At 72.0% G+C, this 26,023-nt stretch carries 25 protein-coding genes and 1 tRNA gene; 14 read left to right on the top strand and 12 right to left on the bottom strand.

From position 1 onward, the window contains the following. Positions 1–137: 137 nt before the first annotated feature. On the bottom strand, positions 138–1,322 hold the full coding sequence (locus tag H283_RS0100770) for a hypothetical protein (RefSeq protein WP_020141597.1): 1,185 nt from the start codon (positions 1,320–1,322) through the stop codon (positions 138–140). 124 nt (positions 1,323–1,446) lie between these two features. Continuing rightward, on the bottom strand, positions 1,447–2,112 hold the full coding sequence (locus H283_RS26375) for an antitoxin (RefSeq protein WP_020141596.1): 666 nt from the start codon (positions 2,110–2,112) through the stop codon (positions 1,447–1,449). A gap of 134 nt (positions 2,113–2,246) precedes the next feature. Between H283_RS26375 and H283_RS0100755 the strand changes: the two genes are divergently transcribed. From H283_RS0100755 to H283_RS23565, 3 genes are all read left to right on the top strand, one after another. Then, positions 2,247–2,765, top strand: a complete 519-nt coding sequence (locus tag H283_RS0100755; protein ID WP_020141595.1) for a peptidylprolyl isomerase — start codon at positions 2,247–2,249, stop codon at positions 2,763–2,765. A 79-nt stretch (positions 2,766–2,844) separates the two neighbouring features. Beyond that, positions 2,845–3,795 (top strand): rhomboid family intramembrane serine protease, encoded by a 951-nt coding sequence (locus H283_RS0100750; protein ID WP_081633738.1) that lies wholly within the window; start codon positions 2,845–2,847, stop codon positions 3,793–3,795. A 7-nt stretch (positions 3,796–3,802) separates the two neighbouring features. Then, positions 3,803–4,387 (top strand): hypothetical protein, encoded by a 585-nt coding sequence (locus H283_RS23565; protein ID WP_020141593.1) that lies wholly within the window; start codon positions 3,803–3,805, stop codon positions 4,385–4,387. Positions 4,388–4,693: 306 nt separating this feature from the next. Here H283_RS23565 and H283_RS0100740 read toward each other — a convergent pair whose 3' ends face one another. Next, the gene (locus tag H283_RS0100740) at positions 4,694–4,945 is read right to left on the bottom strand and encodes a cell division protein CrgA (protein ID WP_020141592.1); all 252 of its coding nucleotides are present in this window, start codon (positions 4,943–4,945) and stop codon (positions 4,694–4,696) included. 402 nt (positions 4,946–5,347) lie between these two features. On the opposite strand from H283_RS0100740, the gene H283_RS0100735 reads away from it, so the two are divergent. The 3 genes from H283_RS0100735 to H283_RS0100725 are packed head-to-tail and all read left to right on the top strand — an operon-like array spanning position 5,348 to position 7,721. Continuing rightward, positions 5,348–6,154, top strand: a complete 807-nt coding sequence (locus H283_RS0100735; RefSeq protein ID WP_020141591.1) for a LuxR C-terminal-related transcriptional regulator — start codon at positions 5,348–5,350, stop codon at positions 6,152–6,154. A gap of 52 nt (positions 6,155–6,206) precedes the next feature. Further along, on the top strand, positions 6,207–7,052 hold the full coding sequence (locus tag H283_RS0100730) for a DUF881 domain-containing protein (protein WP_020141590.1): 846 nt from the start codon (positions 6,207–6,209) through the stop codon (positions 7,050–7,052). A 30-nt stretch (positions 7,053–7,082) separates the two neighbouring features. Beyond that, the gene (locus H283_RS0100725; RefSeq protein WP_020141589.1) at positions 7,083–7,721 is read left to right on the top strand and encodes an aminodeoxychorismate/anthranilate synthase component II; all 639 of its coding nucleotides are present in this window, start codon (positions 7,083–7,085) and stop codon (positions 7,719–7,721) included. A gap of 93 nt (positions 7,722–7,814) precedes the next feature. On the opposite strand, the gene pknB is transcribed toward H283_RS0100725, so the two are convergent. The 7 genes from pknB to H283_RS0100690 form a co-directional block, all read right to left on the bottom strand. Beyond that, entirely contained in the window at positions 7,815–9,665 is a 1,851-nt protein-coding gene (gene pknB / locus H283_RS0100720; RefSeq protein ID WP_020141588.1) for a Stk1 family PASTA domain-containing Ser/Thr kinase, read from the bottom strand. A gap of 88 nt (positions 9,666–9,753) precedes the next feature. Next, positions 9,754–11,139, bottom strand: a complete 1,386-nt coding sequence (locus H283_RS23560) for a serine/threonine-protein kinase (protein ID WP_020141587.1) — start codon at positions 11,137–11,139, stop codon at positions 9,754–9,756. Next, positions 11,136–12,596: a penicillin-binding protein 2 gene (locus tag H283_RS0100710; RefSeq protein ID WP_020141586.1), complete on the bottom strand. Its 1,461-nt coding sequence runs from the start codon at positions 12,594–12,596 to the stop codon at positions 11,136–11,138. The genes H283_RS23560 and H283_RS0100710 overlap by 4 nt, the downstream gene beginning before the upstream one ends. Next, a complete protein-coding gene (locus tag H283_RS0100705; protein ID WP_028785237.1) occupies positions 12,593–13,990 on the bottom strand; it encodes an FtsW/RodA/SpoVE family cell cycle protein in 1,398 nt (465 codons plus the stop codon). The genes H283_RS0100710 and H283_RS0100705 overlap by 4 nt, the downstream gene beginning before the upstream one ends. Beyond that, entirely contained in the window at positions 13,987–15,432 is a 1,446-nt protein-coding gene (locus tag H283_RS0100700) for a PP2C family serine/threonine-protein phosphatase (protein WP_020141584.1), read from the bottom strand. Before H283_RS0100700 ends, H283_RS0100705 begins: the two co-directional genes overlap by 4 nt. A gap of 4 nt (positions 15,433–15,436) precedes the next feature. Then, positions 15,437–16,009 carry an FHA domain-containing protein gene (locus tag H283_RS0100695; protein ID WP_020141583.1) on the bottom strand — a complete coding sequence of 191 codons (573 nt, stop codon included), beginning with the start codon at positions 16,007–16,009 and terminating at the stop codon, positions 15,437–15,439. A 49-nt stretch (positions 16,010–16,058) separates the two neighbouring features. Continuing rightward, a complete protein-coding gene (locus H283_RS0100690) occupies positions 16,059–16,844 on the bottom strand; it encodes a DUF3662 and FHA domain-containing protein (RefSeq protein ID WP_020141582.1) in 786 nt (261 codons plus the stop codon). A gap of 222 nt (positions 16,845–17,066) precedes the next feature. Between H283_RS0100690 and H283_RS26370 the strand changes: the two genes are divergently transcribed. From H283_RS26370 to H283_RS0100655, 7 genes are all read left to right on the top strand, one after another. Next, positions 17,067–18,662 carry a hypothetical protein gene (locus H283_RS26370; RefSeq protein WP_051103511.1) on the top strand — a complete coding sequence of 532 codons (1,596 nt, stop codon included), beginning with the start codon at positions 17,067–17,069 and terminating at the stop codon, positions 18,660–18,662. Between the two features lie 31 nt (positions 18,663–18,693). Next, complete coding sequence (locus H283_RS0100680) at positions 18,694–19,518, top strand: NAD(P)-dependent oxidoreductase (protein WP_020141581.1); 825 nt, start codon at positions 18,694–18,696, stop codon at positions 19,516–19,518. Positions 19,519–19,687: 169 nt separating this feature from the next. Further along, positions 19,688–19,770: transfer RNA gene (locus tag H283_RS0100675), tRNA-Leu, on the top strand. A 394-nt stretch (positions 19,771–20,164) separates the two neighbouring features. Continuing rightward, entirely contained in the window at positions 20,165–20,575 is a 411-nt protein-coding gene (locus H283_RS0100670) for a hypothetical protein (protein ID WP_020141580.1), read from the top strand. A gap of 342 nt (positions 20,576–20,917) precedes the next feature. Next, complete coding sequence (locus H283_RS23550; RefSeq protein ID WP_081633736.1) at positions 20,918–21,919, top strand: serine/threonine-protein kinase; 1,002 nt, start codon at positions 20,918–20,920, stop codon at positions 21,917–21,919. Between the two features lie 83 nt (positions 21,920–22,002). After that, positions 22,003–22,653: an LON peptidase substrate-binding domain-containing protein gene (locus tag H283_RS0100660; protein ID WP_020141579.1), complete on the top strand. Its 651-nt coding sequence runs from the start codon at positions 22,003–22,005 to the stop codon at positions 22,651–22,653. A 54-nt stretch (positions 22,654–22,707) separates the two neighbouring features. Next, entirely contained in the window at positions 22,708–23,082 is a 375-nt protein-coding gene (locus H283_RS0100655) for a PH domain-containing protein (RefSeq protein WP_020141578.1), read from the top strand. Between the two features lie 218 nt (positions 23,083–23,300). Here H283_RS0100655 and H283_RS0100650 read toward each other — a convergent pair whose 3' ends face one another. Continuing rightward, entirely contained in the window at positions 23,301–24,008 is a 708-nt protein-coding gene (locus H283_RS0100650) for a M50 family metallopeptidase (RefSeq protein ID WP_020141577.1), read from the bottom strand. A gap of 141 nt (positions 24,009–24,149) precedes the next feature. On the opposite strand from H283_RS0100650, the gene H283_RS0100645 reads away from it, so the two are divergent. Then, positions 24,150–24,995: a hypothetical protein gene (locus tag H283_RS0100645; protein ID WP_051103510.1), complete on the top strand. Its 846-nt coding sequence runs from the start codon at positions 24,150–24,152 to the stop codon at positions 24,993–24,995. Between the two features lie 56 nt (positions 24,996–25,051). Here the strand turns inward: H283_RS0100645 and H283_RS0100640 are convergent, their stop codons facing one another. Beyond that, complete coding sequence (locus H283_RS0100640) at positions 25,052–25,987, bottom strand: 2-dehydropantoate 2-reductase (RefSeq protein WP_028785235.1); 936 nt, start codon at positions 25,985–25,987, stop codon at positions 25,052–25,054. Positions 25,988–26,023: the final 36 nt, after the last annotated feature.

The following is a 26,023-nucleotide window of genomic DNA, read 5'->3' as shown; positions in this document are numbered from 1 at the left end:
TGTGCTGGCTCGCTCTGTCCCCCTGTCGGAGCGAGCCAGCTCAAGCAGAGAAGGACCCGGATGCCCATGGCATCCGGGTCCTTCTCTGTGTTCCCCCGTCCGGTGCCGGACCCCGAGGGGACCGGCACCGGTGGGTGTCACTTCGTGCTGTCGCCGTTCTCCTGCGCGAGCTTGGCCTTGGCCGAGCCACGCGGTGACGACTTCGTCGAGGCGCCGTTGATCGTGCCGCCCTCGACCGCCTCGGACGTGATCGCGTCGGAGTCGGGCGCGGCGTCGACCGCCGTGACCTCGCCCTCGGCGGTCGCGGGTGCGCCCGCGAGCTCGTCCACCGCGTCGGTCGCCGCGTCGGTCGTCGCGTCAGTGGCGTCGTCGACGGCCTCGCCGGAGCGGTCCTTCGCGTCGGCGATGGCGGCCTGGCCCTTGGCGGCGAGGTCGCCGGCCTTGTCCTTGGCGGCGTCGGCGAGCTCGGAGCCCTTCTCCTTGGCCTTGCTCGCGGCGTCGGTGACGGCGTCCTTGGCGTGGCCCACCTGCTCGGCCGCCTTGTCCTTGAGCTTCGCCGCGTCGGATGCAAGAGCCGAGGTCGTCGAGCCACCGGCGCCCGCACCGGCGCGCGAGTCGAGCGGCGTGGCCCACGGGTCGTCGGCCTGCTTCTGCTTGCGGAAGGCCGCGACCGCCGCGACAGCGGCAGCGGTCAGGCCGATGGCGATGAGCCACTTGCCCTTGCCGCCACGCTTCTTGGCGACCGCGTCACCCTTGAGCACCCAGTAGGCGTCGTGGGCGCGGTGGCCACCGACGGCAGCCGTCTCCTTGGCCTGGGCGGCCGCCTGCTCGAGGTGCGGCTGGGCCGCCTCGCGAGCCTGCTCGGCACCGGCCGCGAGAGCGGCTGCCGCGGTCGCGATGGCCGCACCGACCTTGGGCAGCACCGTGTCGACGAGCGTCGACTGGGCGGCCTCCACCTTCGGCTTGGCGCGGTCGGCCGCCTCGTGGAGCGCGTCGCCCGCGGCGTCCTTGGCCGTGGCCGCAGCGTCGTAGAAGCGCTCACGGGCCGTGTCGGCCGCGTCCTGGAGCGCCGGCGTCGCCGCCTGCTTGGCCGCCACGAGCCGCTCACGCGCCGCGTCGGCGGCGTCCTGGACGGCCGGCGCCGCAGCGTCCTTCGCGGCATACGCGCGATCCTTGGCGGCCGCGGCGGCATCGCTCGCGGTGTCAGCGGCGCTGTCTCTCAGCGTGCCGAGCCGGTCACCTGCCGCCGAGCCGAGATCGGCTGCTGCGGAGCGTGCCTGGTCAACTGCAGCCTCCGTGCGGGACTGCTTGGTTCGGAACATACGTCCTCCTAAGTCCACTCGTCCTTACCCATCCTGCCAACTTCGGCCACGCACCGCACGGTTGCCCCCGTGCGTGGACGGCATCGTCACCGATGCCGGTCGCGTATGCCGTCACGCCCCGCGGTCAGCTCGTGGCGTCGTGCGGCGGTCGGGGCACGCGCGGGGCGGCGTCGGCGTCCTCGGGAGCCGGCGCGTCCGGGTGTGCGGCCGGCGACGTCGGCGGGTGGTCGAGACCGAGGACGGTGTCCTCGAGGGTCGTGTCGGTGAGCGCCTCGCGGGTCGGGACCGGCACGTCTCCCGCGGCGGCGTCGAAACCGCGCTCGTCGACCGGCGTCGGGCGGTCGATCGGGGCCGGGGCCTCGAGCGGGCTGGCCGACACCGGAGCGGGGGCGTCGGGGTCGACCGGGAAGGGGTCGCCGCCCGTCACGTCCGTGGCTCCCGCCGCGGCGGCAGCGCCGGTGGCGGTCGACGGTCCCGAGGTGTGGCCCTCGGCGACCTTGTCGACGCCGCGGTCGACGTGCTCCCTGACCTTGGCCACCTTGTCGGCGTACTTGCCCTCGGTCTTCTCGTCGATCTTCGTCGTGGCCGTCTCGACGTAGCCGTCGATCTTCTCGCGGTTCTGGGCGGCGTAGTCGCCCGCCTTCTCACGCGCCTGCTTCGCCGCCTGCGCGGCGGCGTCCTGCAGCTGCTTGGCCTTGGTCTCGAGGTCGAGCTCCTCGGCCTTCTTCTTCAGCTTGTCCATGAACGACATCGGCACTCCGTCCTCCGCCGGCTCCGGGCCGGCTGTCATCGGGTCGCGTCCTCGACTGCTGTGAGGATGATCCTTCTCCTAGGCCAACGGTGGGTCCACCCCCAGCGTTCCGCCACTGCTGCCGCATACCCGCCCGGACGGCATACGTGCTCGGTCGTGCGAGGATTGGGCCCATGAAGGCAACCCTGCACACGAACCGCGGTGACATCGTCATCGACCTCTTCGAGCACCAGGCCCCGAAGACCGTGGAGAACTTCGTCGGTCTCGCCAAGGGCGAGAAGGAGTACAAGGACGACGCCGGCCGGACCAACCCGACCCCGTTCTACGACGGCCTGATCTTCCACCGCATCATCCCGAACTTCATGATCCAGGGCGGCTGCCCGATCGGTCAGGGCTTCGGCGGTCCGGGCTACGCGTTCGACGACGAGATCAGCCCCGACAAGGACTTCACCAAGCCCTACATCCTCGCCATGGCCAACGCCGGCAAGCGCATGGGCAAGGGCACGAACGGCTCGCAGTTCTTCATCACGACCGCTGCGACGACCTGGCTCCAGGGCAAGCACACGATCTTCGGTGAGGTCGCCGACCAGGCGTCTCGCGACGTCGTCGACGCGATCGGTGCCGTCGCCACCGGTGCCAACGACAAGCCCGTCGAGGACGTCGTCATCAACTCGGTCACCATCGAGGACTGAGCCTCCGCTCCACCGCACGACAGCTCCATCCGCACCACCGAACCATCGCCCACGGACGTGACCGGCAGGGGGACCCCCGTTGTCTGACAACCCACCCAGTGGCCAGCAGGGTCAGCCCCCGTTCGAGCCGGGGGTCCCGCAGCCCGCTGCCGGTCCGTCCGTGTGCCCGCGCCACCCCGACCGGGAGGCCTACGTCCGCTGCCAGCGCTGCGGCCGGCCGGCCTGCCCGGAGTGCCAGCGCCCGGCCGCCGTGGGCATCCAGTGCGTCGACTGCGTCCGTGAGGCCGCTCGCACGACGCCGAGCGCGCGCACCGTGTTCGGAGGGCGGGCGACCGACGGCACGCCCGTCGTCACCTACACGATCATCGCGGTCTGCGCCGTCGCCTACCTCGCGCAGCGGGCCAACCCGAACGTCACGCAGAACTTCGCGTTCGCGCCGGTCGTCGGGTGGACCGAGCCGTGGCGCTTCGTCACCGCGGCCTTCCTCCACTCCCCGCAGACGATCTTCCACATCCTGCTCAACATGTTCGCGCTGTGGACCCTCGGGCAGTACCTCGAGCCGATGCTCGGTCGGGCCCGGTTCGCGGCGCTCTACCTCATCAGCGGCATCGGCGGACAGGTCGCCGTGACGCTCCTCGCGGGCTCGCCGACGATCCCCGGCCTGCGGGCCGGTCTCGACGACGCGTGGCTCACCCCGGTCGTCGGGGCGTCCGGCGCGATCTTCGGCCTCTTCGGCGCCCTCCTCGTGCTCAACCGACACCTCGGACGATCCTCGGCGGCGATGTACGCGACGATCGCCATCAACGCGGCCTTCGGCTTCTTCTACCCCGGCATCTCGTGGCAGGCCCACCTGGGCGGCCTCGTCACCGGCGTCGTCTGCGCCGGCGTCATCGTCGTCTTCCGGCGACAGGGCGTCCGCCACCTCGTGTGGGCCGCGCTCAGCGCCGTCCTCGTGCTGCTCGTCGCGGTCACCGTCGTCAAGTACCTCACGGTGCCCGAGGCCATCCGCGAGCTCAGCATCTTCGGCTGAGGTCAGCGTGCACCTCGTCTGCGTCACCGGCCCGCCGGCCGTCGGCAAGATGACGGTGGGCCGTGCCGTGTGCGACCTGACCGGCTTTCGGCTCTTCCACAACCACATGTCGATCGAGCCGCTGCTCGGGGTCTACGACTTCGGCACGCCCTCGTTCCAGCGGATCAACGGCCTGATCCGCCGCGAGGTCATCGCCGAGTCGGTCGTCGCCGACCTGCCCGGCCTCGTCTTCACCTTCGCCATCGACCTCGAGCACCCCGGCGACCTCGCGCAGCTGCACGAGCTCGTCGAGCCGGTCGAGCGTGCCGGCGCACCGATCGACGTCGTCGAGCTCTATGCACCGCAGGACGTGCGGCTGGCCCGCGAGGGTGGCACCGACCGGATGGACCACAAGCGCAGCAAGCGCGACGTCGAGTGGGCCCGCTCCCACGTCGTCGAGCTCGAGTCACGGGCACGCCTCAACACCGACCCCGCGCGGGACGGCGAGCGGCTGCTGCCGGGTCACCGTCACCTGCGCCTGGACAACGCGCACGGCGACGCCCGGGCGACGGCCGAGCGGGTCGTCGACGAGCTCGGGCTCCCTCGGCTCTGACCGTCATCGGGCCCCTCTCCACCGTGGCGAGCCGAGAGTTGTCCACCGGGTGTGGATAAGCCTGTGGATGTAGTTACACACGTGTCATTCATCCCCAGCTGGGGACAACCGTGTGGATAACTCGCGCCATCCGCGCTGGAGGTTGTGCACGGCCGTCATCCACAGCTGTGGACGTGAAAGCCGGACGCCGGCTGTCCACAGGTGTGGACAGCCGGCGTCCGGTGGGGTGTGTGCAAAAGGGCCGCTCCGTCGTGATGACAGGAGCGGCCCTCGTGGATGCGGGTCGGTGCGGGGTTCGGCTGGGGCTCAGCGCCACCGCATGGTCATGATGAACCCACCCATGAGCAGGACGAAACCCACGCCGAGGTTCCAGACGCCGATGGACCCGATGGGGTACTTGTACTCGGTCACGTAGTAGACGACGATCCACAGCAGCCCGAGGACGAGCAGCGTGATGAAGACGGGCGCCCACCAGGTGGGGTTGGGCTCGGCGGCCTTGCTCGTGCGGGGCGGGGTGTATGCCGCCGCCTTGTGGTCGCGGCCTTTGGACTCGGGCACTGCGTTCTCCTTGCTCTGAGTTGAGGCAAGGGTAACCAATGACGCGCTCGGCGTCCCCGCGCAGGCGTGCCTGCCCGGTGATCGGGGCGGTCTCCCCGGACGTACCGGTCGCTCCGGCTGCCCCCTGCGCTCGGCGGTGCCCCTCGAGAACGTCTCGAGGGGCACCCCGACGGGTGGCTCCGGTGTCGACGGCGAGCGGGCGGATGCGCCCCCTGTCTGCGCCCCGCCCGCCGCCGATCCACACCCGGTGACCGGGTCGAGGATGACAGGCGCCGGTCCGTGTGTCGCGTCTGCGCTTCCTCCGTTGCACGAACGTGCAGCGCGGGGTGCGCTCATCGAGTTGACCTGAGCCCGGAACCGGGCATGCTGGCTGTCACGGACAGCAGATCAGGGGACGATGCAATGACCAGCCCGACGTCGGGTTCCGGAGCGAGCAGGGACGACGCGCAGCTGAGAGCACCCTCGCTGGCCGCGGCCGCCGTCGAGCTCTCGTCCGTCGTCAACGCGCTCGCCGTCACCAGCCTCACCGGGGGCAGGACCCCCGGGTTCCGCCGGCTCGGGGTCGGCGCCGAGCAGATCGAGCGCAACCTGGCGACGGCGGTCGAGCCGTTGACCCACCGCTCGGTCTGGTCGATCCAGCCGCTCATGAACTTCGACCCCGTCGACGGCAGCCGCACGACGAACGCGCGCTCGATCGAGCGCGGCCTCACGCTGATCACCATCACCACGGAGCGCACCCTCCGGCTCAACCCGCTCCTGTCGTCCGAGAAGCCCGACGTCCGGGTCGGGCCCGCCCAGTTCCAGTGCATCATCGCCGACGAGGCCACGGCGATCGTGGCCGGACCGCTCAGCGAGGACGGCTTCCCCACCGCCTGGCTCGCCACCCGGTCCGACGTCGTCGACCGCGTCCTCTCGCTGTGGCACGAGACCCTGGCCCGATCGAGGCGCGCCGTCCCCGAGGGGACGAGCCCACCGTTCACCCCGCGGCAGTGCCTCGTCGCCCGGCGCCTCGTCGTGGGCACCAAGGACGCCGCGATCGCCCGCGAGCTCGGTGTCTCGCTGCGCACCGTCGCGGCCGACATCTCCCACCTCGTCACCCAGCTCGGCGCGCCCAACCGTGCGGCGGCGACGCTCGCCCTCCGTGGAGGCACCCAGACGAGCGAGCTCTCCCCCTGCGCGCCCTACCTTCGGTCGGTCCGCGAGCCGTGACGAGGCACAATGGAGGCGGCGCGGAGGGTCCGCGCGAGCGAGGACACGAGTCATGACGGACGCCGAGCAGCCTGAGCCGCCCGTGCACGCCGAGTCGGCCGAACAGCCAGAATCGGCGACGGCCGGCGTCGCCGGCGTCGCCGGCGACAGTGCAGCGTCCCCCGGGCCCTCCCGTCGCCGACCCCGCCTGACGTGGGGCCTGCTCGTCCCGGTCGTCATGGCCTCCGCCGGCGTGATGTTCGCGATGAGCTTCCAGACCGCGCAGGGTCGCGACCTCCGCGCCGACCGCGACCTGCCGCAGCTGATCATGGAGGGTGACTCCCGCGTCGCCGAGAAGGCCAGCGTCCTCGACGGGCTGCAGAAGGAGGTCGAGGCGCTGTCGAAGACGAACGCCCCCACCGACGAGCACCTCTCGAGCCTGACCCGCGCCGCCGACGAGCTCGCCGCCCCGGCCGCGACGACGAAGGTCCGGGGCGCCGCGCTCGAGGTGACCCTCGACGACGCGAAGCGCACCGCGGACTCCCTGCCCGACGGCTTCACCGCCGACGACATCGTCGTGCACCAGCAGGACGTCCAGGCCGTCGTCAACGCGCTCTGGACCTCTGGCGCCGAGGCGATGATGATCCAGGACCAGCGGGTCATCTCGACGAGCGCCGTCCGCTGCGTCGGCAACACCCTCATCCTCCAGGGCCGCGTCTACGCGCCGCCCTACCGGATCACCGCCATCGGCGACGTCGACCGCATGCAGCAGGGACTCGACGCCGACGCCTCGGTCAACATCTACAAGCAGTACGTCGACGCGGTCGGTCTCGGCTACGCCCTGCACACCCACGCCTCGATCGAGTTCCCGGCATACTCGGGCTCGGTCGACTTCCAGTACGCGTCACCGATCCGCTGAGCGCGCCCCACCACCCCTCTGAGGCCCCGCATGACCAGCCCCACCCGCATCCTCGTCGTCGACAACTACGACAGCTTCGTCTACACGATCGTCGGCTACCTCGAGCAGCTCGGTGCCGAGTGCACGGTCGTGCGCAACGACGCCGTGCCGGCGAGGGACGCCGCGGCCTACGACGGCGTGCTCGTCTCGCCCGGCCCGGGCACTCCCGAGGACGCCGGGGTGTCGATGGACATCATCCGCGAGTGCGCCCGCATCGCGAAGCCGATGTTCGGCGTGTGCCTGGGTCACCAGGCGCTCGGCGTCGTCGCCGGTGCGGTCGTCGGGCGGGCGCCGGAGCTGCTCCACGGCAAGACCTCGCTCGTGCACCACGACGGCACCGGCGTGCTCGAGGGCCTGCCGAGCCCCTTCACCGCGACCCGCTACCACTCGTTGACGATCGACCCCGCGACCCTGCCCGACGAGCTCGTCGCCACCGGCAGCACCGAGTCTGGCCTCGTCATGGCGGTGCGCCACCGCGACCTGCCGCTGCACGGGGTGCAGTTCCACCCCGAGAGCGTTCTGACCGAGGGCGGCCACCGGATGCTCGCCAACTTCCTCGCGCTCTGCGGCGACACCGGGGCCGTCCAGCGCTCGGTGGGGCTCAGCCCTCTCGTGACCGCCGCCGTCTGACGCGACGGTCGACACGGCATACGCCCCAGGTGTGACGAAGGGCCCCTCCCGCTCGGGAGGGGCCCTTCGTCGTCGTGTGCCGGGTGCTGACCGCTAGGGGGTCGGCGGCGGCGTCGTGGTCGCCGCGGGCGTCGTCGTCGTGCTGGGCGGCGGGGGCGTCACCGTGACGGTCGCCGTCTGGTTCGGGGTGCGCGCGACCTTGACGGTGATCTGGGTGCCGAGCTTGACGACGTCGCCGGCCTTGTCGACGGAAAGCACCTCGTCGGGGTTCTTGTCGGAGTCGACGGTCTGCTTGACCGGGCTGAGCCCGGCGTTCTGCAGGGCGACCGCGGCGAGGGCCCAGTCCTGGCCGACGAGGTTGTCGGGCACCTTGACGTTGCCGGTGGCGTAGAAGATCTTGATCTTCGAGCCCTTGGGGACGACGGCCTGGGCGGCCGGCTCGGTCTTCGTCACCTTGTTCTTGGCCTGGTCGGGGGTGTTCTCCTCCTGGAACCCCGAGACGACGAAGCCGTCCTTCTCGAGCGCCGCACGCGCGTCGTCCTTGTTGAAACCGGTGACGTCGGTGACGGCGAGGTTGTCGGGACCGGTCGACACGACGTACTTCACGGTCGACAGCTCCGCGATCCTCGTCCCCGACTTCGGGTCCTGGCTGATGACCTCGCCCTCGGTGACGGTCGTGCTCGCCGCCGTCGACTTCTCACCCCGGAGGTTGTTCGTCGCCAGTGTGCGGGCGGCGACGTCCTCCTTCATGCCCTCGATCGTCGGCACGGCGACGAGCGTCACGCTCGGCGACTGAGTGCCGAACCACTTCACGCCGCCCCAGCCGACGAGGACGAGGAGGGCGATGACGAGACCGGTGATGAGCACGGCCTTGCCCTTGCCGCCCTTCCGGTCGTCCTGCTCCAGCTCGTCGTGGCCGACGGCGGGCAGGCCCGCAGTGTTCGCGTAGCGCTCGCTCCTGGACGTGACGGGGGCCTGCACGGCCGTCGGGGTCCCGGGTGCGGCATACGCCTGCGGGAGGGTCTGGGTGGCGGCGGCCCCCACGGCGGCCGCGGTGCCGAGCGCCGCGGCGCTGATCTGGCGCCCGAGCCGGACGTTCTCGAGGTCGTCCCGGAAGGCCGTGGCGTCCTGGTAGCGGGCCTCGCGGTCCTTGGCGAGGGCGTGCAGGGTCACGGCGTCGAGGTCGCCGGCGACGGCGTCGTTGAAGACGCTCGGCGGCTGGGGCAGCTCACCGACGTGCTGGTAGGCGATGGCGACGGGCGAGTCACCGGTGAAGGGCGGCCGGCCGGCGAGCAGCTCGAACAGGAGGCACCCGGTCGAGTAGAGGTCGGATCGCTCGTCGACCGTGTGGCCCTGGGCCTGCTCTGGAGAGAGGTACTGCGCGGTGCCGACGACCGACTGTGTCTGGGTCATCGTCGCGGCCGTGTCGGCGATCGCCCGGGCGATGCCGAAGTCCATGACCTTGACGTGACCGCCGGTCGTGATCATGACGTTGGCCGGCTTGATGTCGCGGTGGACGATGCCCATCCGGTGGCTGTAGGCGAGGGCGTCGAGGATCCCCTCGGTGACCCGGATCGCCTCGGCCGGCTGGAGCTGCTGCTGGTCGGTCAGCTTCTGGCGCAGCGTCTCGCCGTCGACGTACTCCATGACGATGTAGGGCAGGGTCGTCCGGGTGCCGTTGGGGCCCTCGACGACGCTGTCGTCCTCGCCCGAGTCGAAGATCGCGACGATCGCCGGGTGGTTGAGGCCGGCCGCCGACTGCGCCTCGCGCCGGAAGCGCAGGAGGAAGTTCGCGTCACGGGCGAGGTCGGAGCGCAGCATCTTGATCGCGACCTGTCGACCGAGCCGCGTGTCGTGGCCCAGGTGGACGTCGGCCATGCCGCCCCGACCGATGAGCTCGCCGACCTCGTAGCGTCCGCCGAGGACACGGGGTGCGGTGCTCACGTCGTTGGCCTCTGCTCGTTCGGGTGCTGGGTCATCCTGGTCCACTCGTCGGGCGCCTGGATCGCGCTGCTCGGGCTGGTCGGTCATGTCACTTCGCCTTGCCCTTTCCCTTGCCCTTGCCGGCATGGGCGGGCTGCGGCTTGGTGCTCGTCTGCTTCGTGGCGGCGGTGGCCTTGGTCGCTGCGCGGGTCGGCGTGGCCGTTCGGGCCGTCGAGGCCGTCGAGGCCGTCGTGGTCGCCCGGGAGGCGCTTGCGGTCGGCGTCGGGGCCGCCGGTGTGGCCGGGGTCGTGGTCGCCGGGGACGTCGGTCGGGCAGCGGGGCTCGCGGAGCCGCCGCTCATGACGCTGCCGAGCGCGAAGGCGCCCCACGCCACGAGGGCGACGGCCGGGACGGCCAGCCAGGCCCAGCGACGTCCCGCCGAGGGCTCCGTGTCGGTGTCCGTGCGGCGTGCGGACGGCCGCGCGGTTGGGCGGACGGACCCACCGCGACGGTCGGCACCGACGAGCTCCCGTGCGGCAGAGACGAGTCCGGCCGCAGCGGCACCTGCTCTGCCGGCTCCGGCGGCCGGGGTCCCGGCCAGCGCGCGGGTCGGGTCGGCGGCGGGGAGGACCCTCGTGGCGTCGGCCGCTGCGGGGGGCGGCGTGACCCCGGGCAGGGACCCGAGCGGCACCCCGGCGGCCTCGGCCACCGCACGAGCGTCGGCCGGGCGGTCGGACGCCGACTTGGCGAGGCACGCGTCGACGACCTCCCGCAGGTCGAGAGGCACCGTCGAGGGCAGCTCGGGCGGCGGGTCGTTGACCTGCGCGATGGCCGTCGCCACGGGCGTGCCCATGTCGAACGGCTTGCGGCCGGTGATCATCTCGTGCGCCACGACGCCGAGGGAGTAGATGTCGCTCGAGGCCGTCGCCGGCTCGCCGAGGGCCTGCTCCGGGCTGATGTAGTCGGGGGTGCCCAGCACCTCGCCGGTGATGGTGTGCCCCGACCCGTCGCCGACCCGGGCGATCCCGAAGTCGGTGAGCTTGGCCTGGCCCTCGGGCGTGACGATGATGTTGGCGGGCTTGACGTCGCGGTGCACGACACCGGCCTCGTGGGCCGCCGACAGGGCCAGGGCCGCCTGGCCGAGCAGCGAGCGCACCTCCTCGGCTGGCATACCACCGTCGCTCTCGCGGATGATCTCGCCGAGCGTGCGTCCGGGCACGAGCTCCATGACGAGGTATGCCGTGCCGCCCTCCTCGCCGTAGTCGAAGACGGACGCGATGTTGGGGTGGTGGAGCGAGGCACTGCCCCTGGCCTCGTCGCGGAAGCGCTCGAGGAACGCGTCGTCCTCAGGACCCTGCGGGCGCATGACCTTGACGGCGACGGGCCGCTGGAGCACCTCGTCGGTGGCCTCCCAGACGTCACCCATCCCGCCCGACGCGATGGCCGTGCCGAGGGTGTAGCGCCCACCGAGGGTCGCGCCGGTCGAGAGGGTCATCGGCCGAGCACCGCCTCCATGACCTGACGGGCGATCGGGGCGGCGACGCGGCCACCGCCGATCTCGCTGCCCGTGACGCCGCCGTCCTCGACGACGACCGCGACGGCGATCTTGGCGTCGGTGGCCGGCGCGAACGAGATGAACCACGCGTGCGGGGGCTTGCCGCGCTCGTGCTGCGCGGTGCCGGTCTTGCCGGCGACCTCGACGCCGTCGATCTGGGCCCGGGCGCCGCTGCCGTGGTCGACGACCGACACCATCATCTTGGTCAGCGTCGAGGCGGTCTGCTCGGAGGTCGCCTGCGACAGCTCGACCGGGTCGGGCGTCGACTCGATGATGTCGAGGTTGGCACTGCGGACCGAGTCGATGAGGTAGGGCGTCATGACCCGGCCCTGGTTGGCGATGCCCGCCGCGACCATGGCCATCTGGAGCGGCGTCGTGCGCACGTCGTACTGCCCGATCGCGGCCTGCGCGGCCTGCGGGGCGTTGAGGTCGGCCGGGACCGAGCTCACCGAGACGCGCATCGGGATCTGGAGCGCGTCACCGAAGCCGAACTTGGCGGCCTGGGCGCGGATCTTCTCGCCACCGAGCTCGAGCCCGAGCGAGCCGAACGTCGTGTTGCACGAGATCTCGAGCGCGTGGATGAGCGTCGTCTTGTCGTTGGGACCGCAGGCGCGGCCGTCCTCGTTGGGCAGCGGGGTGCTCGTCAACGGCAGGTCGAGCTCGGCCGGTCCGGGCACCGAGGAGTTCTCGTCGCTGACGACGCCGTTCTCGAGCGCGGCGGCCGCCGTGATGACCTTGAAGGTCGACCCGGGCGGGTAGACGCCGTTGATGGTCCGGTTGAGGTAGGCCTTGTCCTTGTCGTTGGACAGCGTCTGCCAGGCCTTGGAGGCCTTGGTGAGGTCGTGGCTCGAGAGCGGGTTGGGGTCGTAGGACGGGTGGCTCACCATCGCGAGGATCGCCCCGGTCTTCGGGTCGAGGGCCACGACGGCGCCCTTGTTGTCCCCGAGGGCCTTGTCGGCCGCCGCCTGCGCCTTGGGGTCGATCGTCAGCTCGATCGTGGCGCCGGACGTCTTGCGACCCGTGATGAGGTCGGTGACCCGACGCACGAAGAGGGTGTCGGCATCGCCCGAGAGCAGGTCGTCGGAGGCGTGCTCGAGACCGTAGGGCGCGCCGACGGCATACGAGTAGAAGCCGGTCATCTGGGCGTACAGCTCGTCCTGGGGGTAGGTGCGCAGGAAGCGGTACTGGTCCTGGACGGGCACCGACTTCGCGACGGCCTGGCCGCCGACGATGATCGCGCCGCGCTCGCGGGAGTAGCTGTCGAGCAGGGTGCGCTTGTTGGACGCCATGGCGTTGAGCGTCTTCGCCTGCGTGAACTGCACCATCGTCGCTGCGACGAGCAGGGCGGTGAAGAGCGCGGCGATGACCACGGACAGGCGGCGGATGGGGGTGTTCACGTCAGCCTCACCACCTGGGTCACCTCGGCCGGGGCCGGCTCGTCGGCGGCGACACCCACCGGGATCTCGGGCATCGGCCGGCGGGCCTGGTCGGAGATGCGCAGCAGCAGCGCCATGATCACCCAGTTCGCGAGCAGGGACGAGCCACCGAGCGACATGAAGGGCGTCGTGAGGCCGGTCAGCGGGATGACCCGCGTGACGCCGCCGATGACGATGAAGAGCTGGAAGGCGACGGAGAACGCCAGGCCGATGGCGAGCAGCTTGCCGAAGCCATCGCGCACGCCGAGGGCCGTCCGGATGCCGCGCTCGCAGAAGATGAGGTAGAGCACGATGATCGCGACGGACCCGAAGAGGCCGAGCTCCTCCCCGAGGCTCGGGAAGATGAAGTCGCTCTCGGCGAAGGACGTCAGGTAGGGCCGACCCGCGCCGAGCCCGGTGCCGGTGAGACCACCGGAGGCCATGCCCCACAGGCCGTTGGCCAGCTGGTTGGACCGCTCGAGGTTGTCGGACGAGAACGGGTCGAGCCACAGGTCGACGCGCTTCTGGAAGTGCGTGAAGGCCGACAGGGCGAAGGCGACGGCCGCGGCGAAGAGCATCAGGCCGATGGCGATCCACGAGACGCGCTCGGTGGCGACGTAGAGCATCGCGACGAAGAGCCCGAAGAAGAGCAACGCCGAACCGAGGTCCTTCTGGAAGACGAGGACGAGCAGCGCGAGCACCCACGCGACGAGGATCGGGCCGAGGTCGCGTCCGCGCGGGAAGGTGAAGCCGAGGACCTTCTTCCCGGCGAGGGAGAGCACGTCGCGGGTCTGCACGAGGTAGCCGGCGAAGAAGATCGCGAGGGCGATCTTGGCGAACTCGCCGGGCTGGAAGTTGAGCGGGCCGATCGAGATCCAGATCTGCGAGCCGTTGATGGTGCGGCCGATGCCCGGGACGAGCGGCAGCAGGAGCAGCACGAAGCCGACGGCCATCGTCACGTAGGTGTAGCGGCGGAGCAGGCGGTGGTCGCGCAGCACGAAGAGGACGGCCACCGCTAGAGCCACGGCGAGCGTCGTCCAGATGATCTGGCGGTAGGCGTCGCCGTCGGTGCCGAGCTTGCCGCGGGCGAGGTCGAGGCGGTGGATCATGACGAGCCCGAGCCCGTTGAGCACCGTCGTGATCGGCAGGAGCACCGGGTCGGCGTAGGCCGCCTTCCAGCGGAGCACGAGGTGGACCGCGAGCACGAGGGCGGTGAAGCCGCCGGCGATCGGGATGATGTTGGCCGGCACCGTGCCGTTGCGGTTGAGGTCGGTCGTGACCCAGGCGAGCAGCACGATGCCGATCGCGAGGATCAGGAGCAGCAGCTCGGCGCCGCGACGCGTCCGCGGGGTGAGGGGCTCGACGGTCGTCGTCATGCGAGGCCCCCCAGGGGTGCCACGGGGCGGACAGCGGGCGCGGCGACGGCCGGCGGCGTCGTGATCGACGGGTTCGGGCGCGGCGTCGACGGCCGCGGGGTCGGCAGCGTCGTGCTCGGGCTCGGCGTCGTCGACGTGGTCGGGGGCGTCGTGGGCAGCGGTGTCGGTGCCGGCGACGTGCCGCACGGCGTGCCGGTAGCGGCGAGGCGCTGGCAGCGCTCCGCCTCGCCGCGCAGCGCCGTGACCTTGACGAGCGCGTCGGCGAGGTCGCGGGCGGGGATCGTGTTGCCGACCGACGCCTGGACGTCGCTCGGCAGGTCGGAGACGAGGACGTCTGACGGCGACTCGACGTGGGAGAGGCTGATCGGTCCGAGGTCCTGGGAGACGCCGCGGAAGATGGCGACGTGCGCTCCGTCGGCTGCGACGTAGTACTGCTTCTGCGACCAGGCCCAGGCGGCATACCCACCGCCTCCGAGGATGGCGGCGACGACGATGACCCCGATGGTGCGCAGCACGATCTTGGAGCGGCGCGAGCGCGTGTGGTCCTCGGCGAGCTCGAGGGAGTCGTCGTCGGACTCGCTGCGGCCGGTGGCCTCGCGCGACAGGGCGGCGGCCTTCTCGGCAGGGCTCGTCGGGATCGCGCGGGTGCGTCCCCGCATCCGCTTGCCGGCGGCGCCGACGACCTGGGGCACCGTGGTGGGGAGGTCGTCACCGTCGGCGTCGACGACCTCGGCGACGATGACCGTGACGTTGTCGCGGGTGCTGGCCTTGAGGGCGACCTCGATGCACCGGTCGGCGGCCTCGTCGGGCGTGCGCGCCTCGCGGAGGATCTCCTCGATGACGTCGGCGCCGACGAAGTCGGACAGGCCGTCGGAGCACAGCAGGAAGCGGTCGCCGATCTTGGCCTCGCGCAGGGAGGTGTCGGGCTCGTCGTCGGGCTGGCCGGTCATCACCCTCGTGACGACCGAGCGCTGCGGGTGGTGGCCGGCGTCCTCCTTGGAGATGCGGCCCTCGTCGATGAGCTGCTGGACGAAGGAGTGGTCCTTCGTGATCTGCGAGAACGTGTCGCCGCGGAGCATGAACGCCCGCGAGTCGCCGATGTGCGCCATGGCGAGCTTGTTGCCGGTGCGCAGCATGACGATGGTCGTGCTGCCCATGCCGGCCAGGTCGGCGTTCTCGCGCATCGCCTTGGTGAGCTTGGCGTTCGCCGCGTGGAGCGCCTCCTCGAGGAGGGGGATCGCCTGGTCGGCGGTGACGTCCTCCTCGTCGAGCGGGGCGAGCTCGCCGACGATCATCGAGCTGGCGACATCGCCCGCGGCGTGGCCGCCCATGCCGTCGGCGAGCACGAGCAGGTTGGGCCCGGCATACCCCGAGTCCTCGTTGCGGGACTTGGGTCCCAGGCCGAGGTCGGAGCGCGCGGCATAGCGCAAGGCGATGGCCATCCGGTCAGCCTCGCAGTTCGAGGACGGTCTTGCCGATCCGCAAGGTGGTGCCGATCTCGACGGGTCGCACCCCGGTCAGCCGGTCGCGTCCGATGAAGGTGCCGTTGGTCGAGCCGAGGTCCTCGACGACCCAGCCGTCACGGCCGGACGGGTCGGGCTGGATGCGGCAGTGGCGGCCGGAGGCGTAGTCGTCGTCGAGGACGAGGGCGCACTCGGGGTTGCGCCCGATGAGGATGCCGCCGCTGCGCAGCGGCAGCGACGTGCCGGTCAGGGGGCCCTCGGTGACGACGAGCGTCGTCGGGCTGCCCTTGCCGCGGCGCCCCTTGCGGGCAGGCGCCTCGGAGGTGACGGCGGCGGCACCCGCCGCGCCGGCACCGACGGCCGCGGGGGAAGGCGTACGCCTGGGTGCGGGCTGGCGGTCCTGCTTCGCGGCCTGCTTGAGCGCCTTGCGCTGCCCGCGACGGCTCACCGCCGTGCCGTAGATGTCGGTGCGCAGGACGCCGACGACGCTGAAGATGAAGATCCACAGCAGCGCGAGCAGACCCAGCCGCAGCAGGGTCAGGGTGAGTTCACTCATGCGTCACCAGATGTCATCACCGGAGGGCCGTCCAAGGGGGTCATCGCGCTCACCGGCGTCCGGCGCGGAAGGTCGCGGACGTCCGGCCGATCGTCAGGCGGTCGCCGTCCTGGAGCCGCTGGCTCGAGACGCGCTCGCCGTTGACGAAGGTGCCGTTGGTGGAGTTGAGGTCGCGGATCGAGGTCACGAGGTGCGGGCCGTCGGTCGTCACGCGGATCTCGCTGTGGCGGCGGGAGACCCCGGGGTCGTCGATGACGATGTCGGCGGTCTCGTCGCGGCCGAGCGTCGTGAGGCTGCCGAGGAGGGGGTAGCGGTCTCCGCCGATGTCGAGCCACGGACGGGCGGACGGGTTGGAGCGGGGTGCCGGACGGTGCACCGGGGCCTCGTCGATGGCCGTGCCGTTCGTGGTCTGCGGCCGCGGCGCGACGGGCGCCGGCTCGCGGCCGGCGGACTCGCGCGCGGCCTGCTTGGCGGTGGCGGGACGCACGCGGAAGACGCCGGTCTCGAGCCCCTCGCCCTCGACGAGCGCGACCTCGAGGGGGCCGCCGGGCTGGTAGCCCTGCGAGTCGGCGTGCTCCTGGGCCGCGGCGACGAGGTCGTCGGACAGGTCGTCCTCGTAGTCGCCGAGCCGCTCGTAGTCGGTCTGGCTCAGCTCGATCGTGTAGAGGTTGGGCACCATGGCCCGGCCGTGGCCGAGCAGCGCCGCCCGGTCGTCCATGGCGCGGCGGATGGCCGAGGCGATCTCGACGGGCTGCACCTCGGACTTGAACGCCTTGGCGAAGGCACCGTGGACAGCCTTGGCGAGACCGTGCTCGACACGGTTGATGATTCCCACGCCGTCTCCTCCTCCTTGGTGAGCGCTCCTGTCGGGCGCTTCATCGTAACCGGGTCAGCACCCCGAGCCCCCAACCGACAGTCGGCACGGGGCTGCGTGAAACGTCCGTTTCGGCCCCGTAGGCCCCGGTCGGCGGGTTTGATGTGCGACGGAAGCATGGGACGATCACACGGGGTCCCGCGGCGGGGTCCCGCACGTGGTTAGGCCAGCAAGGAGCGCTCGATGAGCAAGGACGAGACCGGAAACACCGAGAGCCAGGGCATCCCCGGCTTCTCGGCGAACAACTCCATCCCGGGTGGTTTCGCCCTTCCCATCCCGACGGCGACCACCGGCGCGCCCCAGCCCGACGAGGCGCCGGCCGACCCGTGGAGCTCGACCTGGGAGGACACCTCCTGGCAGTCCGGCGACACCAGTGCCATCCCGACCGTCGCCCCGGGCGACGCTGGATCCGCGTCCGACGACTGGACCGCGTCCTATGAGTACGGCAGTGAGAGCGCTGCCGGCGCCGCCTCCGATCTCAACGGCCACGCCCAGAACGGCTCGACCCAGGACCACGCAGACACGTCCGGCTCCTCCGGGGCGACGAACTCGTGGACCGACTGGCAGCCCTCCGACCCCGGCACCGCCGAGTGGCCCGCTGTGAGCAGCGACGAGCCGGAGGAGACGTACACCGGGTGGACCCCCGCCGGAGCGAGCCTCGCCGACTACGCGGCGGGCACGGTGCCCGGCCCCTCGGCTGCGGCGTCGACCGACCACACCGCGGCCCAGCAGGCGTATGCCGCCCGGCCGGCCGTCGACCCCGACGTGGCCGCCGCGGCCGCCGAGCTCGGCCACGACGTCGAGACCCCCGCGGACCCGTCCTACGACCTGACCCCCGCTCCGCGGACCGGCAACTCCGACCGCCCGAGCGCCGAGGACCTCATCACGGCCCGGTCGAAGGGTGAGCGCCAGAAGGTCAAGGCCAACTCCGGCCTGCGCAAGGCGTTCGGCCTCGGCCCGAGCGTCAAGGAGATGCTCGAGCGCGACCGCATCGACCGCATCGCCCGGCCCCTCAACGGCCGCAAGACGATCATGGTCATCAACACCAAGGGTGGCGGCGGCAAGACCCTCGTCACGCTGATGCTCGCGAGCTACCTCGGCCGCTACCGCTCGGGCTCGGTGCTCGCGTGGGACAACAACGAGACCGAGGGCACCCTCGGCATGCGCGCGCCGTCGCAGAGCCACCACCGCACGGTCGTCGACCTGCTCGGCGCCCTGCCGACGATCGCCAACGACCCCAACGCCGGCACGTCCGAGCTCGAGCACTGGGTGCGCGAGCAGCGGGGCCTGAGCTTCGACGTGCTGGCCTCGGCCGACGACGACGAGGCGATGCGCATCATCGGTGAGTCGGAGTTCGAGAACCTCCACACGCAGCTCTCGCGCTTCTACCGGATGATCGTCGTCGACACCGGCAACAACCGTCTGTCGCCGAACTGGCTCGCAGCCGCTGCCCGCGCGGACATGCTCGTCTTCGCGACCTCGCTCAAGGACGACACGTCGGTCGTCGCGGCCAAGAACCTCGACGCGCTCGTCGCGATGGGCCGGGGCGACCTCGTGCGCAACGCCGTCTGCGTCATCTCGCACACGTCCGCCAAGGGCAACGACGTCGGCGCCGGCGTCCACACCCGCGAGCACTTCGAGCAGTGGGTGCGCGCGGTCGTCGACATCCCCTACGACCCGATGCTCGCGCCGGGCCTGCACCTCGACCCGCTGAAGATCAGCCCCAAGACGCACCAGTCGTGCATGGAGATGGCTGCCGTCGTCGTCGACGGTCTCTGACGCTTGCGGCCAGGTCGGGGAGGCTGCTGACGTGGCCCTCATCGCGCTGACCGGAGCCGCCGGGCGCATCGCGACGGCGCTGCGACCACGGCTGCGCGCAGCGGGCCACCGGCTCGTGCTCTGCGACGGCGTCGGGGTCGTCGTCCGCGACGTCGACGCCGCGACGGAGCGGGTCGTGGAGTGCGACCTGCGTGACGTCGACGGCCACGCGGCGGCCTTCGCCGGCGCCGACCTCGTCGTCCACCTCGGCGCGCACTCCGACGAGCGGTCCTGGGCCGACATCCTCGCCGTCAACATCGACGGCACGCACGCCGTGTGCGAGGCGGCGCGGCGCGCGGGGGTGACGAGGATGCTGCTCGCGAGCTCGGTGCACGCGGCGGGCTACGTCCCGGTGGACTCGCCGGCTGCCGCCGAGGGGATGCCGCTGCCGGCGCCCGACACGTACTACGGCGTCAGCAAGGCGGCGCTCGAGGCGCTCGGCGGGTTGTATGCCGGCCGCTTCGCGATGACGGTCGTCAGCGCCCGGATCATGACCTTCGACGACGCCCCCGGCGGCCCGCGCTCGCTCCAGTCGTGGCTCTCCCCCGACGACATGGCGCGGCTCGTGCTCGCGACGCTGACGACGTCGTCCGGTGGTCACCACGTCGTCTGGGGCGTCTCGCGCAACACCCGGCGCCGGGTCGACCTGGCGCCCGGTCTCGCGATCGGCTTCGACCCGCAGGACGACGCGGAGGCGTATGCCGCGGGCGTCGAGCAGCGCGACCCGAGCCGCCCGCCCGGGGTGCTCGGCGGCGGGTTCGCCGACGCGGCATACCTCCTCGGGGTGCCGCACGGCGGCGCCCGCGACCGGCCGTGACGTCCTGCGCCGGACCGTCGTCATGACCTGCGCGATGATCCTGCGTCCGGTGGTGTGATCACCCCACCTGTCGCAGCACCATCGGGCGTTCCATCAGCCGTCGCCGGCGACCGACGGGGAGCCGGTTTGGCGATAGCGGGCCTCATACAGCACACTGTCTGCTTGTCACGCGCGAGTGGCGGAATGGCAGACGCGCTGGCTTCAGGTGCCAGTGTCCGAAAGGGCGTGGGGGTTCAAATCCCCCCTCGCGCACGCGTGAAGACGAGGGCCCCGACCAATCTGGTCGGGGCCCTTCGCGCTGTCTGGGGGCCCTCGTCTTCACGCGTATGGAACCGGTGGATTTGGGAGGACGACCGAGCGCCAGCGAGGGAGGACGGTTCCCCCCTCGCGCACGCGTGAAGACGAGGGCCCCGACCGATCTGGTCGGGGCCCTCTCGTCTGTCCGCGGGTGCCTGCGCACCCAGATCCGCAGCACCAGCAGGCGGATTCGGTATCTGGGGCCCCGGTCGTGCGTCTGTCCGCTACCCAGCTCGATCAGCTCCGGTCACGGCCCGACGGAATCCCCGAAGGCCCGGCGCCCCCGGGAGCGATCGCGGTCCATGGCGCGGCCGTGCGGGGTCGACTCTCCACGTGAAAGGAGCGCCACATGTCCAGTCAGTCCTCCACCAGCACTCGACTCGGTCGCCGCTCGGCAGCGGCGTTCGGCACCTCGGCCGTCCTCTGCCTCGCCGTCGCCGGCCCGGCCCTCGCCCTCCAGCGACCCGACCCGGTCTCCGGCTCCCAGCCTCAGTCCGCGTCGACGAGCTGCCGTTACGTCGGCGGCGGGTCGGTCGTGTCCTGCGCCGACCAGTCGTCCGCGTCCGCCGGGACCGGCGCGGGATCGGCGAACTCCGCCGAGCGAGGCACGCCGGCCGTCGTCGCACCCGTGTCGCGACGGATCGTCCTGCCCTCGCCCCAGCCGTCCGACCTGCCCGTGGTCGGGCTCGGCGTCGCCGCTGCGGTCGTCGCCGCGGGTGGCCTCCTGATCGCCTCGACGAACCGGCGCCGTCCCGCCTGACCCGCGTGACCCCGACCGGTCGCCTCGCCCGATCGCCTCGCCCGATTGCCTCGTCCGACCGTCGTCGCGTGGATCCACAGGGGCCACGTCGACGACCGACCCGGCCCGGCGGCATACGCCATCGTGTGTCGCCGGGCCCGGCGTACGCGCCGCGAAACGGGTGTTCGAGGCCCTGACCCGAGGGGTATGTAGGCGGGAGCCGTGCCCGGGGGCACGGTTCAGCAGAGACCAAGCCCGTGAATGTTGAATCATCGCCGGGTCCCGTACCATGACCGCTGACGAAGGCCCCTGAGATGTCATCTGACGTGCACCTTCAGACCGAAAGGCTCCGGTGCCACTGACATGAACCGCTTGCAGGAAGGCTTCGTCCTCGGCGACCGCTACCACCTCGTGAGCCGGATCGCCTCCGGTGGCATGGCCGACGTCTGGGCCGGCACCGACTCGGTGCTGCAGCGTGAGGTCGCGGTCAAGGTCATGCGTCCCGACGCCGACCACGAGCGGCTCTTCGCGCTCCGTTTCCGCGACGAGGCCGTGCACTCGGCGGCGCTGCTGCACACGAACATCGCGACGGTCTTCGACTACGGCGAGGACCAGGGCCTCGCCTTCCTCGTCATGGAGCTCGTCTCCGGTGAGCCGCTCTCGGCCGTGCTCAACCAGCGCGGCCCGCTGGCCCCCGCCGAGGTGCGCTCGATCATGGGCCAGGCCGCGCTCGCGCTCGGCGTCGCCCACGAGGCCCGCGTCGTGCACCGCGACATCAAGCCGGCGAACATCATGGTCCGCGAGGACGGCCTCGTGAAGCTCACCGACTTCGGCATCGCACGTGCCCTCGACGCGTCCGGGCACACCCAGCACGGCGAGATGCTCGGCACGCCCAACTACATCAGCCCCGAGCAGGCCCTCGGCCACGCCGCCACGGGCGCGAGCGACCTCTACGCCCTCGGCGTCGTCGGCCACGAGATGCTCGTGGGCAAGCGTCCCTTCGACCGCGGCACCCCCATCGCCACGGCCCTGAGCCACGTCAACGAGCCGCCCCCGCCGCTGCCCGACGACGTCCCCGAGGACCTGCGCGACCTCATCGCGGAGTGCCTCGAGAAGGACCCCGAGAAGCGTCCGGCCAACGCCGCCGCCGTCGCGGTCCGCCTCGGCCTCGGCGACCAGGAGCTGCGCGGTCTGGCCCTCGGTCTCGCGACGGCGATCAACGGCTCGCCTGCCGAGATGCTCGACGAGGTCGAGGAGCTCCACGGCGAGGTCCGCGACCCGGGACAGCGCACCGGCTCGGGCCCGGCCGTGACCGCCGACCAGCTCGGCGCCACCCAGGCCATGCCGTCCGGGGCCCGCGACTGAGGGTCGGGACCGAGCGCCCCGTCCGGCACGGAGGGCTCGACAGCCCACCTGCCACGGTCGCCGTTCCGACCTAGGCTGGCTTCATGGCGACCCTGCCGCTCTTCCCGCTCGGCACCGTGCTCATGCCCGGTGCGCGGTTGCCGCTGCAGATCTTCGAGCCGCGCTACGTCCAGCTGCTCAAGGACCTGCTCGACGGCCAGGACGAGCGTCTGCCGGTCTTCGGGGTCATCGCGATCCGGGAGGGCTTCGAGGTCGGTGACGACGGTGTGCGTGCGCTGCACCCCGTCGGCTGCGGTGCCCTGCTCGTCCAGGCCGCTGCCCTGGAGGGCGAGCGCTTCCTCGCCGTCTCGGAGGGCACCGACCGCTTCCATCTCGACGCGATCGACGAGTCCGCTGGCACCCCGTACACCACCGCCCGGATCACGTGGCTGACCGAGCCCGACGGCGACGTCCCGGCCATCACCGTCCTCGCGGCGCGGCTGCGCGCCGAGCTCACCGCCTTCGCTGCGGCCACCGGCGCCGAGGCGGAGCTCCCCACCGAGGACCGGTCGCTGGCGTATGCCGTCCCGGACACCGTGAGCCTCGACGTGGCCGACCGTCAGCGCCTCCTCGCGAGCAGCGACACGGAGTCCCGCCTGCGCCTCGGTATCAGGCTCGTCCGGCGCGAGCGGGAGTTCGCCGACGCGCTGGGCGCGGTCGGCCGGGCGCCGATCCCGCCCTTCAGTCTCAACTGACGGGGGCCCCGGTTAGGCTCGCGGCTCCGTCCGCGACTCACAGCAGGGATCCGCATGATCGACTTCCAGAACGCCAGCTACATCAAGCTGGGACGGATCGACTACGCCGAAGTGGCGGGTCAGATCGACCCGCTCCTCATCGAAGGCGAGCAGGGCTACCTCGCCTTCAAGGGCATGCGGGACTACATCGTCTTCACGAGCAAGCGCATCATCGCCGTGAACGTCCAGGGCATCACCGGAAAGAAGAAGGACTTCACGTCGCTGCCGTACGTCAAGGTGCAGGCCTTCTCGCTCGAGACCGCTGGGACCTTCGACCTCGACGCCGAGCTCGAGCTCTGGTTCTCCGGTCTGGGCAAGGTGAAGTTCGAGTTCAAGGGGAACACCGACGTCGCCTACATCAACAAGCTCATCGCCCACCACGTCCTGTAGCGGTCCGGCGGACCCTGGGCGGCGGCCGTCGAGCGAGGCCCAGCCCGACGGCATACCCTCGGTCCCCCTGTATGCCGCCGGGCCGCTGCCGCGATCATCCGTGCACCGGATGCGGCGTCCCCCGAGGTGGTGCGGGTGGCTCCCCCTGGCCCCACCCGAGCACCGCTTACCCATTCCACGGCGCGTCGATCACCGGCGCCGCCGTGGTCGTCGACCGGTCAGCGCAGGGTGGCGACGACCTCGGCGACGACGACCCACGTCGCGAGGGCGCCCATGACGACGAACGAGAGGTTCCAGACCGAGCGGGGCAGATGGGTCAGGGAGGCGAGGACTCCGGGGTCGCTCCCGCTGCTCCGGTCCTGGAGCACCGCCACGAGGTGGCGCCACGCGCCGACGACGAGGACGACGCCGAGCCCGACGAGGACCTGGGTCTGGAGCGCGTCGTCGCGCCACCACCACAGCGCCGCCGAGCCGACGATGGCCACGACCATGACGACGACCGTGAGCGCCGAGCGGACCCGGACGAGGGCGAAGAGCAGGACGGCCAGGCCGGCGGTGATGACGGAGGCGGCCCAGCCGCGCTCGGCCGCCCAGACCATGGCGGCGCCGAGCAGCGCCGGCATCGGGTAGCCGGACCACGTCGACGCGACGCGACCGGCGCCGCGGACCGGACCTCGGGTCACGGCGTGGCCGGACATGTCGCCCCGGAGGACTAAGCCGGTGAACTGGCGGCCGACGAGCACCCCGACGACGGCGTGACCGAGCTCGTGCACGAGGGTGACGGCGAGACGGACGACCCGCCAGAGGGGCTCGACGGCGACGAGCACGAGCGCGACGCCGAGGACGACGAGCAGGCGTGGCGCCGCCAGGGCGACGTCGCCGGTCGCGGGGACGACCCGGTCGCGCACTGCCTCGAACCACTCCACGGACGCAGAACCTAGCCGACGCGCTTGTGGGCGCCCGACGGGGCGTCCCGCTGGGTACGGGATGAGGAGTCGCGCGTGAGGCGCCGGCTCTCGAACGCTCTCGGGGCGACAGGACGGACGGTTCACGGCACCATGCAAGACATGCGTCAGGGGTCCTTCGTCCGCGCACCCGGTCGGCACCGAGCCACCGGCGCGAGCGCGTCCCGCGGCTGCCGTCCCGTGTGGCTCGGCGCCGTGCTCATCACGGTCCTGGCCGTCCTGGTCCCGCTGTGGCTGTGGCAGGCCAGACCGTTCGACTCGCGGCACGGCTTCGGTGTCGACTCGCCGCCCGCCGGCATCGGCGCGGCCCAGGCGCCGCTCGGCGCGCCTCCGACGATGCCCGGCGGCAACGGCGGCTACACGTTCATGCGGATGCAGGCCAACGGGACGGACCCGGTGGCCTACGACCCCTGCCGGCCGATCCACTTCACGACGAGCACCGTCGGTCTTCCCCCGGGCGGCGACGCCCTCGTGCGCGAGGCCGTGGCGACGATGTCCGAGGCGAGCGGGCTGCGCTTCGTCGACGACGGCCTGACCGACGAGGCGCCGACGCCCGAGCGCGACCCGTACCAGCCGGACCGCTACGGCGACCGCTGGGCTCCGGTCTACATCGCGTTCGCGACGCCCGACCAGATCCCGCGCCTCGCCGGCGGCACGGTCGGCCTCGGCGGCAGCACGCCGCGGGCGGCCGGCGACGGGGCCCTCGTCTACGTCACCGGCTCCGTCTGGCTCGATGCCGAGGCCATGGACGACCTGCTCGCGGCGGGTCGCCGGGACTCCGCGCGGGCCGTCGTCGAGCACGAGATCGGTCACGTCCTCGGGCTCAACCACGTCTCCGACGGGACCCAGCTGATGTCGCTGACGGGCGGCACCGGCGCCGGACCGGCCGACGGGGACCGGCGCGGGCTCGCGATCCTCGGCCGCGGGGTGTGTCGCCCGGACCTCTGACCGTCACGAACGCGGCCGGCCCGCCGAGGGCGTACGCCGGGGGCGGGGTCCCGCGGTCAGCCGAGCAGCGCTCCCGGGTGGCGTGACGTGAGCAGCTCGAGGAGCAGCCGGTGCAGCGGGACGTCGACGCCGGACTCGCCGGCGAGGCGCACGACGGCGCCCGTCCACGCGTCGAGCTCCGACGGCCTGCCCTCGAGCAGGTCGCGCTGGAGCGAGGTCGTCGCGTCGGCCGGCTGGTCGTCGACGAAGGCCATCGTGCCCGCGACGACGCGCTCGGGCAGGCGTATGCCGCGGGCCCGGGCCAGCGTCTCCACCTCCCGCATCGCGTCCTGCAGGAGCGCACGTCGGGGCGGCTGCGAGCGGAGCTCGCCGATGGTCGCGTCGAGGGCGGCACCGAGGCCGCCGAAGGGCACGACGAAGAGCATCTTGGACCACAGCTCGGCCCAGATGTCGTCGGGCACGGGCGAGACGGCGCCGGACGCCGTGACCGCCTCGCGCAGCCGCGTGACCCGGTCGGACGTGGCGCCGGGAGCGGCCGACCACTCGTCGAACGCCAGCGAGGCCGGGCCGCCGGCGTGGGTGATGCGGCCGGGGCCGTCGATGAACGCGAAGATCTTGGCGATGCCGGGCAGCACGGCGGCGCGTCCGACGACGCCCGCGACCTGGTCGGGCGCCTCGACGCCGTTCTGGGTCGTGACGACGGCGGTGTCGGGGCCGACGAGGGAGGGCAGCGACGCGAGGACCGGTGGGAGCTGCCACGTCTTGACGGCGAGGAGGACCACGTCGACCGGCCCGATCGAGGCCACGTCGTCGGTGACCTGTGCCGGCTTCACGGTGACGTCGCCGGCGCCGCTCGTCACGACGAGGCCGTGGTCGCGGATGGCCTCGAGATGGGGACCGCGCGCGACGAAGGTGACGTCGTGCCCGGCCGCCGCGAGCCGCCCCCCGAAGTAGCCGCCGATCCCGCCCGTGCCCAGCACCGCGATGCGCATGACGGCACCCTCCTCGTCGCCCGGATCGGCTCGTCG

This window comes from Terracoccus sp. 273MFTsu3.1, assembly GCF_000383675.1.
Classification (GTDB): Bacteria; Actinomycetota; Actinomycetes; order Actinomycetales; family Dermatophilaceae; genus Terrabacter.
The sequence above is the reverse complement of the archived record's forward strand: the minus strand, read 5'-3'. Positions and strand labels throughout refer to the sequence as shown.